The sequence below is a fragment of the Acinetobacter sp. SFD genome (assembly GCF_001647575.1).
GTDB lineage: Bacteria > Pseudomonadota > Gammaproteobacteria > Pseudomonadales > Moraxellaceae > Acinetobacter > Acinetobacter pecorum.
In genome coordinates this window covers 143,076-158,690 of record NZ_LSZJ01000013.1, presented here as the reverse complement: position 1 = coordinate 158,690, position 15,615 = coordinate 143,076, and the positions used below count along the sequence as shown (strand labels likewise).

Annotated in this window: 11 protein-coding genes and 2 tRNA genes; 7 read left to right on the top strand and 6 right to left on the bottom strand. The window is 43.5% G+C overall.

The annotated features are described in order from the left end of the window. Positions 1 to 64 precede the first annotated feature (64 nt). Positions 65 to 970, bottom strand: a complete 906-nt coding sequence (gene htpX, locus AY605_RS10280; RefSeq protein WP_064096313.1) for a protease HtpX — start codon at positions 968 to 970, stop codon at positions 65 to 67. A 176-nt stretch (positions 971 to 1,146) separates the two neighbouring features. Further along, a complete protein-coding gene (locus tag AY605_RS10275; RefSeq protein ID WP_064096312.1) occupies positions 1,147 to 2,019 on the bottom strand; it encodes a lytic transglycosylase domain-containing protein in 873 nt (290 codons plus the stop codon). Between the two features lie 500 nt (positions 2,020 to 2,519). On the opposite strand from AY605_RS10275, the gene ttcA reads away from it, so the two are divergent. Together ttcA and AY605_RS10265 are read left to right on the top strand one after the other, a co-directional pair. Beyond that, positions 2,520 to 3,446: a tRNA 2-thiocytidine(32) synthetase TtcA gene (gene ttcA / locus AY605_RS10270; protein WP_064096311.1), complete on the top strand. Its 927-nt coding sequence runs from the start codon at positions 2,520 to 2,522 to the stop codon at positions 3,444 to 3,446. Between the two features lie 206 nt (positions 3,447 to 3,652). Next, the gene (locus tag AY605_RS10265) at positions 3,653 to 4,039 is read left to right on the top strand and encodes an SCP2 sterol-binding domain-containing protein (RefSeq protein ID WP_004280536.1); all 387 of its coding nucleotides are present in this window, start codon (positions 3,653 to 3,655) and stop codon (positions 4,037 to 4,039) included. A gap of 91 nt (positions 4,040 to 4,130) precedes the next feature. Here AY605_RS10265 and AY605_RS10260 read toward each other — a convergent pair whose 3' ends face one another. Then, positions 4,131 to 5,246, bottom strand: a complete 1,116-nt coding sequence (locus AY605_RS10260; protein WP_064096310.1) for a transglycosylase SLT domain-containing protein — start codon at positions 5,244 to 5,246, stop codon at positions 4,131 to 4,133. 363 nt (positions 5,247 to 5,609) lie between these two features. On the opposite strand from AY605_RS10260, the gene greB reads away from it, so the two are divergent. The 5 genes from greB to epmA all read left to right on the top strand — a co-directional run bounded on the left by greB (position 5,610) and on the right by epmA (position 8,862). Next, complete coding sequence (greB, locus tag AY605_RS10255) at positions 5,610 to 6,104, top strand: transcription elongation factor GreB (protein WP_064096309.1); 495 nt, start codon at positions 5,610 to 5,612, stop codon at positions 6,102 to 6,104. A gap of 88 nt (positions 6,105 to 6,192) precedes the next feature. Beyond that, positions 6,193 to 6,282: transfer RNA gene (locus AY605_RS10250), tRNA-Ser, on the top strand. Between the two features lie 273 nt (positions 6,283 to 6,555). After that, a tRNA-Ser gene (locus tag AY605_RS10245) sits at positions 6,556 to 6,645 on the top strand. Between the two features lie 178 nt (positions 6,646 to 6,823). Further along, positions 6,824 to 7,891, top strand: coding sequence for a 4-phosphoerythronate dehydrogenase (locus AY605_RS10240; RefSeq protein ID WP_064096308.1), 1,068 nt, complete (start codon positions 6,824 to 6,826; stop codon positions 7,889 to 7,891). Next, the gene (gene epmA / locus AY605_RS10235; RefSeq protein WP_064096307.1) at positions 7,888 to 8,862 is read left to right on the top strand and encodes an EF-P lysine aminoacylase EpmA; all 975 of its coding nucleotides are present in this window, start codon (positions 7,888 to 7,890) and stop codon (positions 8,860 to 8,862) included. The genes AY605_RS10240 and epmA overlap by 4 nt, the downstream gene beginning before the upstream one ends. A 105-nt stretch (positions 8,863 to 8,967) precedes the next feature. Here epmA and AY605_RS10230 read toward each other — a convergent pair whose 3' ends face one another. The 3 genes from AY605_RS10230 to AY605_RS10220 all read right to left on the bottom strand — a co-directional run bounded on the left by AY605_RS10230 (position 8,968) and on the right by AY605_RS10220 (position 15,594). Further along, complete coding sequence (locus AY605_RS10230) at positions 8,968 to 10,203, bottom strand: multifunctional CCA addition/repair protein (RefSeq protein ID WP_064096306.1); 1,236 nt, start codon at positions 10,201 to 10,203, stop codon at positions 8,968 to 8,970. 94 nt (positions 10,204 to 10,297) lie between these two features. Further along, positions 10,298 to 12,577 (bottom strand): NADP-dependent malic enzyme, encoded by a 2,280-nt coding sequence (locus AY605_RS10225; protein WP_064096305.1) that lies wholly within the window; start codon positions 12,575 to 12,577, stop codon positions 10,298 to 10,300. 140 nt (positions 12,578 to 12,717) lie between these two features. Next, complete coding sequence (locus tag AY605_RS10220) at positions 12,718 to 15,594, bottom strand: EAL domain-containing protein (protein ID WP_064096304.1); 2,877 nt, start codon at positions 15,592 to 15,594, stop codon at positions 12,718 to 12,720. Positions 15,595 to 15,615: the final 21 nt, after the last annotated feature.

Sequence of the window (15,615 nt, the reverse complement as noted above, 5' to 3'; positions counted from 1 at the left end):
AAAAGCCTGCAATTACTGCAGGCTTTTTTGAATTAATATGGGTATTACTTGTGCATGTTTTAGATTAAGCACAATCAAGCTGTTGTAATGCAGCGACACGCTGTTCGATGCTTGGATGCGTCTGGAACAATGCAGCAAGGCTAAAACCTTCCTCTTTACCCGCAGAAATCGCAAATGCTTTCATTTCTTTCGGCATGGCATCTGGCATTTCAGATTCTGCCTGTAAGCGTAGTAATGCTGAAATCATGGCCTGTTTACCAGCCAGACGTGCACCTGCTTCATCGGCACGGTATTCACGGTGGCGCGAGAACCACATCACAATAGACGACGCAAGAATACCGAACACGATATCTAGCACAATAGTAATCACGAAATAGGCAATACCCGGAGCTTCACCATCTTCACGACCAAAGACATTGCGATCAATAAAATCACCTGCGACACGTGCGAAGAACATTACAAAGGCGTTCACCACACCCTGGATCAGGGCAAGAGTCACCATATCGCCATTGGCAACGTGACCGATTTCATGCGCCAATACAGCACGAAGTTCGTCTTTGTTCATACGCTCAAGCAAGCCGGTTGATACCGCAACTAGAGCATCGTTTTTATTCCAGCCAGTGGCAAAGGCATTGGACTGGTAAGAAGGGAAAATACCCACTTCCGGCATTTTAATGCCTGCACGCTGAGAAAGCTGTGCAACTTCATGGAGTAACCAGGCTTCAGCTTGGTTACGAGGAGCATTCGGGTCAATCAGTTCAGTACCCGTGGTTTTTTTCGCCATCCATTTAGACATGAACAGGGAAATGATTGAGCCGACCATACCGAACACAAAACAGATGACCAACAGGTTGCCTAGATTCAAGCCACCTGCGCCATGGTAACTACCGACACCGAAGAGTGACAAGATAATGCCAGCTACAACCAGTACCGCGAGGTTGGTTAGCAAGAACAAACCAATCCGCATCATTGAGAAATCCTCTTATTACAGAAAAATAATCTGATTATTAAATGTAAATCATTGAAATCAATATGAGGCGAAATCGAGAAGAATTCAAGGAAAAAATAGCATTTGGCTACAAAAAATACAGGGTATTTTTTGTTCGAATTAAAACATAGGTGTTTAAAAACAAAGCTGTTTAGAGATTATTCACTCAAATAGATCTTTGCTGATGCCGTTGCATTTGCAGTGGCATAAGAGCCTGCGGGTGCATCAGTGAAACTACCATCGGCCTGTGCGATGATCTGACGCTGATACTTGGCAGCCTGAATATTGGCAGCGGTGGTGGAGCCCGTGGAGTAATTGTCGGAGCTGGCAATAATACGCCCCTGACTCGACGCAGGGCTAGGTGAAATACTATTGGTGCTCAGGCCTTCGGTATACAGATTCTGATAGCGACTGGTCACACGGCGCACATAGTCCTGGGTTTCACGAAAGGGCGGAATACCACCGTATTTGCTGACATTGCCTTCACCGGCATTATAACCAGCCAGTGCCAGACTGGTATTGCCATTAAAACGTTTCAATAACCAGGCCAGATATTTGGCGCCCGCCATAATATTCTGCTGGGGATCATAGGCATTGCTGACATTAAAACGACGGGCAGTGGCCGGCATGAGTTGCATCAAGCCCTGTGCACCGACTGGTGAACGCGCATGTACATTGAAACCAGATTCAGTATGCATCACGGCTTTAATCAAGCCTTCAGAAACGCCATAAGTTTGGGATGCCTGACGGATAATCGAGTCATAGGCATTTTTATTTCTACTATAGCTCGGCAACACGGAAGCTTCACTAGAGCCCCAGTTGCTATAACTGTGAATATTGCTGTCTGGATAATAAGTCTTCTTTTCTACCTGTAAGTGATTATAGCGACTTTTCTTGTTGGTCAATAAAGTACTGCCATTACTGTCACGTAACTGGTAAATCGTTTGACCGGCATAAACAAAATGACAACAACCTGCCAATAACAAGCTGCTGATCCCATAACGCCCCAAAACATGTACATTTATTTTCATTGTTTATATTAAGTAAACACAATAGAGAAAAATTTAATCAAGAGTTTAACAAAAAATTACGGAATGAAAAGACTTGTGCGCTGCATTTATAAACGAGTTTGTAAATGCAAGTCATTTTTTACATTTTAGCAGTAGAAAAAAAAATATGATTTAATTTAAAACCTTAGGCTTGACAGGTTTAAGTTGTTGATTTTTATATATAATTAAATTGATCAAAAAATGATCAATTTAAAGAAAAGCCTTATCTTTTGAGCCGGACAAGTTGTCAAGCCTGTTTCAATCCACAAAGTTATCCACAGCTTTTGTGGACAACTGTGGAAAAGTCCAAAAGATAAGCATTTTGCCTAAAAAGTGAATGCAATCGTTCAATATATCAATCTAAATAAAACATGAAAATGAAATTAATAAGACATTTTCATGAAAATAAATTCTTTTGATGCGATACGGGGCCGAATCGGCTAAAATTGCGCGGTATTTTTATTTATGGGTTAATCTCGTCTATGTACTCGCCAGTTGAGTCCGAACAAGGATTTAATTTCAAACCTGAATTGCCAACAAGCTCAGCCTACTACCGTTTGTTGAAGAAGCTTCGCCGCCAGGTCGGACATGCCATTCGTGATTTCAAGATGATTGAAGAAGGCGATAAGGTCATGGTGTGTATTTCTGGTGGTAAAGACAGTTATACCCTGCTAGATATCCTGCTGCAGTTCAAGCGTATTGCACCGATCAACTTCGATGTGGTGGCCGTCAATCTGGACCAGAAACAGCCAGGTTTTCCGGAAGATGTATTGCCGCGTTATTTAGAAGAAAATAACATTCCGTATTACATTCTGGAAAAAGACACGTACAGCATCACCAAGAAGCTGACACCTGAAGGCAAAACCTATTGCGCCGTCTGTTCGCGTTTGCGTCGTGGTTCTTTATACGGTTTTGCACAAGAAATTGGTGCGACCAAAGTTGCTTTAGGCCATCATCGTGATGATATCTTGGCGACTTTTTTCCTGAACCTGTTCCATGGCGGCAGCTTGAAGGCGATGCCACCGAAACTGCTGTCTTCAGACAAAAAGAATATTCTGATTCGTCCACTGGCGTATGTGGAAGAAAAAGACATCATCAAATATGCAGAAATGCGCCAATTTCCAATTATTCCATGTAATTTATGTGGCTCTCAGGACAATCTGCAGCGCGCAATTATCAATGACATGTTACGTGATTGGGATAAAGCACATCCAAAACGTCTACATAGTATTTTTGGTGCCTTGCAAAATGTCTCGCCATCGCAGCTGGTCGATCGTGAATTATTTGATTTTGAAGTGCTGGACAGCCAGCGTGAATTCGACTTCAAAGGCAGTGATTCGACTGAAGAAGCCGTGGAAGGGGAGAATCGCCGGATCAATATGGTCAATCTGGGCTTTGCTGCAGAATAGTTTTAGAATTTGCAGACATTAGCCTGCGGGTTGATGTCTGTGCTGTAAATAGAAATAAAATAGAACTACAAAAATTGAACGGCGCGTACAAAATTCGTTAGCCTTTGCGCTAATGATCATGATATAACAAAGCACAAGCATAATAGCTTCAACATGATGTCGTCTGGATAGCCGACACAAATGAACAAATAATTTGAGGAAAGATCATGCCTGCTTTTTTAACTGATGATTGGTTTTCAACTGTAGAAACTCTAACTGCGCAAGCTGGCGATTTGAATCTGCCACCGGCTTTGGCGAACCTTGCGATTAATTTGGTTGTAGCGGACACTACAGGTAATACTGAACTCTCTTTAGATGGTGGGGCAATCAAAAAAGGTTTGTCTTCAAACGCCAAAACCACGTTGAATATGGATGGCGAAACCTTACGTAAAGTTTTCCTGGAATTTGACATGGCTGCTGCAATGCAGGCGTTCATGACTGGCAAAATCAAAGTACAGGGTGATATGTCACAATTGATGGCACTTCAAACTGCCAAGCCAAGTCAGGAACAGAAAGACCTGTTCAAGAAAGTGCTTGAAAATACTACGGCTTAATTCTTGCTGGGATTTGCTCGAATAAAGACGAAAAAAGCTTACCCTAAGGTAAGCTTTTTTTATGGCATTGTGATCAATGTGCAGGGTTAACCTAGATATTCACCAATTGCGGTGTGGTCTTGATATGTTCCAGATAAGCACGAATACGAGTTACATATTGTACTGCTTGACGGTAACGACCATTATTGGCTTTATTCTGATCCAGATAGGCATATAGGTTGACCCAGTTATCCGGGTTCTTGCCTTGTGACTGGATACGTTTTTGCAACTGATTCACTGCACCTGGGCCCATATTATAAGCTACTAGTGCAAACCAGTTCCGATCTGGAAATGGAATATGATCATAGCGACTAAGCATTTGATCATAATACTTGGCACCACCCTGAATACTTTGAGCCGGATCAGTACGGTTACTCACGCCCATGGCTTTGGCTGTACTGTTGGTCAGCATCATCAAGCCGCGAACACCTGTTGGAGAAACCGAATTTGGTTTCAGATAAGATTCCTGATAACCAATGGCTGCCAGTAAATGCCAATCCAGATCATATTGCTGTGCGGTTTGTTTAAAGCTGGCTTTATACATCGGCAGTCGGTTGCTCAAGTCACGTTGAATGGTTGTCCAGGATTCCTCTTTCACCACATTCTGATTATAAAATGAAGCAAGCTGCTTGATGGCACCGCTTTGTTTGCCTTTACAGATAAACGCACTGGCAGTCTGGCTTAAAGGATCGGTGGCAGATTTAAATACCAGATTTAAATTGGTATTCAGGCCATTATTTACCAGAATTGACTGATCTCCACACGTGGCTGAAAATGAGGTCAATTTCTTATTTTCAATTGCACTTAAATCGGTCGTGGTCATGGCCAGGTTGGCTTTGCCCTGCGCAACCCACTGTAGGGCGGTCTGATTGTCAGGAACAATCTTAAAATTGAGCTTTACATTCAGGCTGTTGGCATAGTTGCGAACCAGATCATAACCAAAGCCATGCAGATGTTGCCCATCCTGAAATACAGTAGTCGGATTCGCAATCGCAACTACGGTTAACTTATTGCTGTTTACCACATGATCAAACTGGAGTGTGGTCTTACTTGCATTGATACTGTGTAGTGGAATAAATGCAGTGCTCAGTACAAGTACTTTCAAAGGGAGAGAGGAAATTACAGATCTTAGGCAAAGCCTCGACCCAGTGGATGAACTACTGTGCATGTTGTCTCCGCTACAAAGTAATTTATGCCCTAAAAATCACAGCTAAAACAGCCAGAGATTTTAACAGTTTGATAAATTCAATAAGGGTTGGGCAGTCATGACGTCATTCAAAATGACAAGAGATTTAAAGATAATTATGTAGAAAAACTACATAGTTTAAAAAGTAAGCATTTCCGGAAATTGTTGGCATATTAATGATCTGAAAAACGATTGTCAAATTTTGTACACAAATTATTTTTAAAAATAATTTTAAATTATTGAAATATAATAGTAATATTTTTTGAAATTTGGCATTGTTTTAAAATGGTAAATAAAATAAGCTGTTTGTGAGTTAAAACAGTGAAAATATGATCAGCAAGATGTATGAAATCTAACTTAATTACTCGTGGCGGACACGATAAATTGGTGGCAGAACTTAAGAATCTCTGGCATGAAGAACGTCCGGAAATTACCAAAAAAGTGAATTGGGCAGCCAGTCTCGGTGACCGTTCTGAAAATGCGGATTACCAGTACAACAAGCAACTTTTACGCAAAATTGACCGCCGGGTTCGCTATTTGGGAAAACGTCTGGAAGAGCTGAGAATTGTCGATTTTTCTCCAGAGCAGGCAGGCAAGGTCTATTTTGGCGCCTGGGTGGGCATTGAAAATGAAGAAGGTGAACAAAAGACTTTGCGCATTGTAGGAGTAGATGAAATTTATGATCATCATCCGCAGCATATTTCGATTGATTCGCCGATGGCACGCGCCTTACTGGGCAAGCAGATTGATGATGAGGCCGAGGTGCTGACACCCTCTGGAAAGAAGCTCTGGTTCATTAATTCAATTCGCTATGAAAAGCCAGAAAATTCAGAAGATTAATTGAATTGATTTTATTTTGTGCAGTTGATTCGGTAAAAGCATAAAAATATTTGCCAAGCATGATTTTTGTTTATATTATGTCGGCCATGGAAGCGTGGCAGAGCGGTTTAATGCACCGGTCTTGAAAACCGACGAGGGTGTGAGTCCTCCGTGAGTTCGAATCTCACCGCTTCCGCCAAATTTTAAAAACCCAGTCAATTTGACTGGGTTTTTTTATGTCTCAATATTTTTCGATTGTTGATCGGACTGGATGCCGAATGTGGTTATTTCTCTCATCATTCTCTACTGAGTTAAATTCAACTCAAGATCATTTCAAGATTCAAATCTTTGAATGGAAATACTCAGGTTGGCTTTGATTTCGGATGATTTTTAGCTGAATAAACTGCTTTTTATAGAAGTTTCGCTAAATTTTATTGCCAAAAATCTGATTTATTTATATGATGGCGGCCATGGAAGCGTGGCAGAGCGGTTTAATGCACCGGTCTTGAAAACCGACGAGGGTGTGAGTCCTCCGTGAGTTCGAATCTCACCGCTTCCGCCAAATTTTAAAACCCCAGTCGAAAGATTGGGGTTTTTCTTTTTAAGCTGCAAATACTGAATCTTAAATTCCTCAGTTCTGAAATCAAGCTACCAAATCTTGAAAATTGACACATCAGCCAAATATAGAGTCAGAAGCATCAACGCGCTATCATACGCCCAAGCATCATATGGATCTCATTATGAAAATTGTCGCAGATGAAAATCTGGCATTTACCGATTACTTTTTTTCCGAGTTTGGTGATATTCAACATCGTGCAGGACGAACCTTAAGCGCTGATGATGTCAAAGATGCTGATAGCTTGCTGGTACGTTCAGTGACTCAGGTCAATGAAGCACTGCTAAAGAATAGTTCGATCAAATTTGTAGGAAGTGCCACCATCGGCACAGATCATTTGGATATTGCTGCATTAGAACAGCATGGGATTCAATGGAGTAATGCAGCCGGCTGTAATGCGCAAGCAGTGGCTGAATATGTGATTACCGCGTTATTGCAGGTGCGTCCTGAATTAATCGATGCCAATGCGACATTTACCTTGGGTATTGTCGGTTTGGGTAATGTTGGAATCCGACTGGCCTACATGGCGAAGCTCTTGGGCTGGCGCGTGATTGGCTATGATCCTTTGGTGCAAAGAGAGCAGGTTGATCAAGTTGAATTTCATGAATTATTGCAGCAGGCGGATGCAATTTCGATTCATGTCCCTTTAACCATAACAGGCGCATATCCAACCTATCATTTATTTAATGCTGCTTCGCTGGCGCACATGCGGCCTGATGCAATCCTGATTAATTCAGCACGTGGGCCAGTCATTGAAGAAGCCGCGCTGATCCAGGATATACAGGCGACACATCGAACCGTGATTTTGGATGTATTTGAACACGAACCGCTAATTTCAGCAGAACTTCTGGATCTGGTGACTTTGGTCACCCCGCATATTGCCGGCTATAGTCTGGAAGGCAAGGCACGTGGTACTCAGATGATCTATGAGGCTTTTTGTCACACTTTTGGTTTTGCAGCCAATAAACAGTTTGAATCCCAGCTGCCTGTCTGTGAGAAGTTTTTTCAGGGGCAGGATTTAAAAATGGCATTGCAACAACATTTATCCCAAATTTATGACATTGCTCGTGATGATACCAATCTACGTGCCTGTCTCAAAGAAGGTAAAGTTGATCAGCAGGCATTTGATCATTTACGTAAAACCTACCCACTACGTCGTGAGTGGGCAGCACATGGTGGGCCGAAGGCATGATGATGACATATCAACCCACTTGTGACCTTCAAGCCATGCATGCGCGTGCGAATTTATATCGTCAAATCCGTCAGTTTTTTGCTGAGCGCGATGTCTTAGAGGTTGAAACACCGATTTTATCTCAAGCCGGTGTGACCGATGTACATTTGACCTCGATACAGGCCCAGCGCCATGTGCTGGGTAAAGCGCATACGCATTATTTGCAGACCTCACCTGAGTTTGCCATGAAGCGCTTATTGGCCAGTGGTTCTGGACCCATTTATCAAATCTGTAAAGTCTTCCGTGATGATGAGCATGGGCGTAAGCACAATAGCGAATTTACCATGCTGGAATGGTATCGCCCGGGGTTCAGTTTAAAAGATCTGATGTTTGAAGTATCTGATCTATTGAATGTGACCTTGAAAGCACGTTTTGGCGAAATCCGTCCGACCATTCTGAGTTATAAGCATGCATTTATGGATCGTCTGGATCTCAATCCGCTACAGGCAACTTTACCAGAACTGAAAGACTGCTGCCGCCGCGTCGGTCTCAATCTGGACCTGGGGAATGACCGTCTGGGCTATATCGACCTGTTATTTTCACATATGGTTGAACCGAGTCTGGGGTTTGATACCGCAGTATTCCTGACCGATTTCCCCCCTGAAATGGCTTCTTTGGCCAAAACCCGAATCGATGAAGATGGTGAACTGGTCGCCGCACGTTTTGAACTGTATATCGAAGGTTTAGAATTGGCTAATGCTTATGATGAGCTGATTGATGCCGAGGTATTGCGTTCACGCTTTGAAGCAGATAATGCTGAACGAGCCAAGCTGGGCTTGCATGTCATGCCGATCGATAAATATCTATTGGCAGCTTTACCGAATATGCCAGAATGTTCAGGAATTGCCCTCGGAATTGACCGTTTGCTGATGATTGCGACCCATCGTATGAAGCTGGAACAGGTGATTACTTTCCCGGCAGATATTTCTTGATCAGACGGATTTAATATTTTTCAATTTCTTTTGATAAAGCCAATTTCCAAGATTCGGAAAAAGAGAAATGAGCGCAAGAGAAAAGCACCCTCGGGTGCTTTGTCTTTATTCAGTCGATACAGTTTGTTGCGCTTTGAGTTCACCAAGTGCATGAATCCGTCGTTCAATCAGCATTTCGCCAATATCCGGACCCTGAATATCGGCCGGCAGGTCTTGTGCCTTGATGGCACGTACGGTCTGCATGGCATCAAGAATATACTGTGCTTGTGGATAAGCACGATCTTCCAGACCGAGGCGGCCACGTGAATCACATTCACAAGCCTGTACAAAAGCTTCAACACGTTCAGGGCGACGTAATACATCCAGGCGTTGCAATAACCGCCATAAAGTCCCTGGTTTAAGATTGAAGGCCTGATGACATTTCAGATGTTCCTTACATACTGCCAAAGCCAATTGCTTGGTATAAGTTGGTACTTTTAAACGCTCACACAGTTCATTCACGGGTTTGATGCCACGTTCTTCATGCATGATATGTCGCGGTAATTCTTCAATCGGCGTTAAAGCCTTGCCTAAATCATGCACTAAAACGGCAAAACGTACATCCAGGCTGTAGTTTTGACGGCAAGCCTGCTGCAAGGACATCATGGTATGAATGCCACAGTCAATTTCCGGATGATATTCAGGACGTTGCGGAATGCCATATAAGGCATCAATCTCAGGGAATAGCACCTTTAAAGCCCCACATTGACGTAATACTTCAAAATACACATCAGCATGACGTTCCGATAATGCACGCGAAGTTTCTTTCCAGACACGTTCAGGTATGAGCGCATTTAATTCGCCAGATTCAGTCAAGCGCTGCATCAATGCCATGGTTTCATCGGCAATCACGAAACCTGCACTGGTATAGCGGGCAGCAAACCGGGCAATCCGCAGTACCCGTAATGGATCTTCAACAAAAGCATCGGAAACATGACGTAGAATCCGGTTTTCCAGATCTTGCTGACCACCATAAGGATCATAAATCTGACCAGATTCATCCATGGCCATGGCATTAATAGTCAGATCACGCCGGATCAGATCCTGCTCTAGCGTAACGCTAACATCGGTATGAAACTCAAAACCATGGTAACCATGCCCAGATTTACGTTCTGTACGCGCCAGTGCATATTCTTCTTTTGTTTGGGGATGTAAAAAAACAGGAAAGTCTTTGCCTACCGGCTGATAGCCTAGCTCAAGCATTTGTGCGGGAGTTGCACCCACGACGACATAATCTTTTTCGTGATAGGGGTGTCCGAGCAAATGATCTCGAACGGCGCCGCCTACTAAATAAACTTGCATGAAAAAACCTCTATTCTTAGAAGCATCATGCTACAGAATAGAGGTTTTCTCAAGTTAAGAAACGAGGCGAATGCGTCGTTATCTTGTCATTGGCTTAAAGTGCATCTTGTTCCGCTTGCTGGATTTCTGCCACAGTGAGCGCAGTCATATTGATCACACGGCGCGTAGTTGCAGTCGGTGTCAAGATGTGTACAGGTTTTGCCGCACCCAGAAGAATTGGACCAATGGTCACGTTGTTGCCTGACGTTGCTTTTAACAGGTTAAACGAGATATTGGCAGCATCCAGATTTGGCATGATCAGCAGGTTTGCAGAGCCCTTGAAACGTGAATTCGGGAATGCAAACTGACGAATGTTTTCATCCAGTGCTGCATCGCCATGCATTTCACCTTCAACTTCCAGCTCAGGCGCGATTTCAGACAGAATATCATACACTTTACGCATTTTTTGCGCGCTGGCATCATGCTGGTCTGAACCAAAGCTTGAATGAGAAAGCAGGGCAATACGTGGTGTCATACCAAAACGGCGCACTTCTTCAGCCGCCAGAATGGTCATTTCAGCCAGCTGTTCAGCCGTAGGATTGGTGTTGACATAGGTATCGGCGATGAACAGGTTGCGGTCTTCAAGCATCAAGGCATTCAAGGTAAAGAAAGTGTTATGACCATCTTTCTTGCCAATGATGTTGCTGACGAAGTCCAGATGAATATCGTAGCTAGAATACGTACCACACAGCATACCGTCTGCCATGCCATGTTTTACCAACATCGCAGCGATCAGGGTAGAGCGGCGACGTGCTTCACGCTGTGCATATTCAGGCGTTACACCCTTGCGCTGCATGATATTGTAGTAATCATCCGCGAACATTTCATAGTTCGGGTTCTTTTCCTGATCAATGATAGTGATATTTACACCGTCTTCAAGGCGTAAACCCAGTTTCTTGATATTGGCTTCAATGACTGCCGGACGGCCTACCAGAATCGGTTTTGCCAGACCTTCATCCACAGCAATTTGTGCAGCACGTAATACACGCAGGTCTTCACCTTCAGCATAGGCAATGCGTTTAGGATCAGATTTCGCCTGTTCAAAGATCGGTTTCATGACGAATGCCGAGTTGTAGACAAACTCAGACAAACGTTGACGATACGCCGAGAAATCCTGAATTGGACGAGTTGCCACGCCAGAATCCATTGCAGCTTGTGCCACAGCAGGTGCAATCTCCAGAATCAGACGTTGATCCAGTGGACCAGGAATCAGGTATTCGCGGCCAAATGAAGCTGATTTTTCACCATAGGTTGCCGCATCGGCTTCAATATGCGCCATACGTGCAATTGCATGGACACAGGCAATTTTCATGTCTTCATTAATAGTGGTTGCACCCACATCCAGCGCACCACGGAAGATATACGGGAAGCACAGCGCGTTATTCACCTGGTTCGGATAGTCAGAACGGCCAGTCGCCATGATGACATCATCACGAACTTCATGTGCATGTTCAGGCAGGATTTCTGGATCCGGGTTCGCCAATGCAAAGATGATCGGATCTTTTGCCATGACCTTGACCATTTCTTTGGTCAGAATACCGGCAGCAGAAAGACCGAGGAACATGTCTGCGCCTGCAATCACGTCACCTAGCTGAGTAGCTTCAATGTCTTGCACATAAGCTTTCTTGGATTCATCCAGACCTTCACGATGCGTAGTCAGCAGACCGCGTGAATCGGCAACAATGATGTTCTCTTTTTTAGCACCCAGGGCGCAAAGCAGATTTAAGCAAGACAGTGCGGCAGCGCCCGCGCCTGAAGCCACAATCTTGATCTCTTCAATTTTTTTGCCATTAATTTCCAGGGCGTTAAGTAAAGCAGAACCGACAATGATCGAAGTGCCGTGCTGGTCATCATGGAATACTGGAATATTCATGCGTTCACGCAGTTTCTGCTCAATATAGAAGCACTCTGGCGCCTTGATATCTTCCAGGTTAATCCCGCCAAAAGTCGGTTCTAATGCCGCGACAATATCTACAATTTTGTCTGGATCATTTTCAGCAATTTCAATATCGAATACATCCACACCAGCAAATTTTTTGAATAATACGCCTTTACCTTCCATCACCGGTTTAGAAGCCAAAGGGCCAATATTACCTAAGCCCAGCACAGCAGTACCGTTGGTTACTACAGCAACCAGGTTACCCCGTGCTGTATACAATGCAGCAGTTGAAGGGTCGCGTTCAATCTCAAGGCAAGGTGCAGCTACGCCAGGCGAGTAAGCAAGGGCCAAGTCACGTTGGTTGACCAATTGTTTGCTTGGTGTAACGCTGATTTTCCCCGGGGTAGGAAATTCGTGATAGTAAAGGGCCTGTTGCTTTAAAGATTGTTCGTCCATCAGTCTCTCGATCGTTGTAAAGATTACCCAGTCAGTGGGCAAAGAATTTATTTATGTTCCTGAATATACCATTTGTTAACCAGTTCGGACAGACAAAGACGGCCGTTTTTCCAACAAACTTATTGTGGTCAAATATAGACTTAGACTTGATATGTATAAGATTGAGCTGTCTTGTCTCGCACTAAATAAGCGGTTGCTTCTCGTTCAGGCAGGGCTTTGGAAAATAAGAAGCCTTGGGCTATATCACAGTCTAAATCCCGTAAATATTCTAATTGTTCTTCAGTCTCGATCCCTTCTGCAACCACAGTCATGCCCATGGCTTTACCCATGGCCACCATAGCACTGACAATTGCTTCATGTTTGTTTTTTCCAATCTTAGAAACAAAACTGCGATCAATTTTTAATGTATCGATTGGAAAATCAGCAAGATAGGAAAGGGATGAATAGCCTGTACCAAAATCATCCAGCGCAATATGAATATGTCGCTGTTTGATCTCGTTCAGCAGGTTTTTGACTGCTTCTGAATTTTCAATTAACGAAGATTCCGTAATTTCCAGTTCCAGACTGTTGCCTGAAATCTGGTGGTCTGCAATGGCCTGATCTAGATCATCGAGCAGCTGACCGCGACGCAACTGCTGGGCCACGACATTGACTGATACACAAATATGATTAAAGCCCAGATCATTCCATTGGCGAATCTGTTTAGCAGTCTGCTGAATGACCAGACGGCCAATATCTGAAATCAGGCTGGTTTGTTCGGCTAAAGGAATAAACAGATCGGGTGCAATAATCCCTTTTTCTGGATGGGCCCAGCGAATCAGCGCTTCAAAGCCATAAATGCTGTGATCACTGAAATTGATTTTTGGCTGATAATAGACAATCAGTTCATTATTCTGGATCGCTTTACGTAGATCCCGTTCCAGGAAGATTCCATTTCTCTGCAAGGCATCATTTTCACTTGAATAAAAATGAATGGTATTGCCGCCTAGATTCTTGGCTTCTTTTAATGCCTGTTCAGCACAGTTATTTAAATAATCCAGCTGGCGGCCATGATCTGGATAAAATGCCACGCCCATAGACAGGGTGATTACATGATCCTGACCGTAAATATTAAACGCTTGGCTAAATGCTTGAGCAATACGTTCACAGTGGTGCTGAACTGAAGGGCGAATATGTGAAATTTCATAGAGAATGGCAAAATCATCACCATTCAGATGGGCAACAAACAATGCTTCTGCATTGCTCAAGCGCAGGCGCTGTGCCACCTGGCGTAAAAGTTCATCACCGCCATTATTGGACAGGTATTCATTCAATGGCCGGAAACGGTCGATATTAAGTCGGATCACAGCCATCTGCTTAAGAGAGTCTTTTTGTGAAACCAGATATTGGTGCAGCTGATAGTTATAATAGAAACGGTTGGGCAAATCGGTCAGGGTATCGTAATTTTCCAGATAGGACAGGCGCTGTTCCTGTAATTTGCGTTCAGTCAGATCCGATACGATACCAATATAATGGGTAATTCGGCCTTCATCATCGGTAACGGCATTGATGTGCAGCCATAAGGTTGACTCCTTGCCAGACAGAAATTTTGCGTTGACCTCTCCATCATAAGAGCCAATTTTCTGGATCTGCTTGACGATGCTGGCCTGAAAAGCGCGTTGCTGGGATTTATTTTTCGCTACAATATCAAATAGGGATTTACCAATAATCTGATGCCGCTCAAAACCGCTCAGGTATTCGTAGTGAGGATTCACATCGATATAATCTAAATCAGGATTCAAAATGAAAATCCCTTCTGCGGCCTGTTCCAGTACACTGGCTACCAGCTTTAAACGCTCTTGAGACAGCCGTTCCTGTTGAATATCACGACGGATACCAACCATTCTTAAGGGCTTATTATTGTTAGGGTCGCGGCTGATTACCCGACCAATGTCATGTACCCAGCTCCAGCCACCTTCACTAAGCCTGATCCGGTAGGTAGCATCGTAGCGTTCAGTCTGACCGCGTAGGTGCTGTTTCATATTGCGTTTAAAATGGTCCAGGTCGTCCGGGTGGATCAGATGCTGTAATTGCAGATGATGATCTTTGGAATCACGCAGAATCTTTTCATCTTTATGATTGGTGAGGGTGATGTTGCGTGCTTGAATATTCCAGTCCCAAGGGCGGATACCGGCAATTTTATGTGCCAGTTCCAGATCTTGCTGCTTATTCTTCAGATCCTGATTGATCTGCTCGATATCATAGGTACGTTCCCGTACTTTCTGTTCCAGTAACTGGTTGCTGAGCTGTAATTGAAGTTCAAGATCTTTAGATTTATTAACTTCAGTTTTGAGTTGCTGACAAAGTTCATCTGTCCAATGAATCTGCTGTTCTGCATTTTTCACCAGAATATCATTTTCTACATACAGACGTGAGGTACGGCTATGAATACGGTAACTGCTTGTTGCACATAGCAAAATCACAATCATGATAAAATTTAAAGCCAGTGCAAAGAAAGGATTGGAATCACCTATCGGATAAATTTGCGACAGTAAAAAAGGCAGTAAAGACGGTAGAAATGCCAGACAGAAATAACTGAGTTTTTGGGTCAGATAGGTTAAACCAAAAGCTTGGCTCACAATGAGCAACAAGGCGGACAAGGTCAGTGCTTCAATATCGTTAAAGGCTGGGTTGGCTTGAGGCAAATAATAGTAAATGGTAAAAATACCTGCCGCGATACTGATCCCCACGGCCAGACTTTGAAACTGTAACCAGCGATGCGCATTCTTCTGGTTATAGTGCTCAGGTTTAAAGTATAGCGTACTCGCCAGCCAGCACATGCTGACAAGGAGCTCTGTCAGAATAAACCAGATATTAAAATAGGTATTAGAAGGTCTGTATTGAATGTGATAAATACAAAAAATATAAAGACAGATCACCATTATGCTGAGCAAAAAATAGCGACTATGACGCAGCGTGTTCGCAATCTGAGCATCATGTAGGTGCTGCTGAATATAATCGTCTGGATTATCAACCATGTGAGTCAATGCCTGTATTCA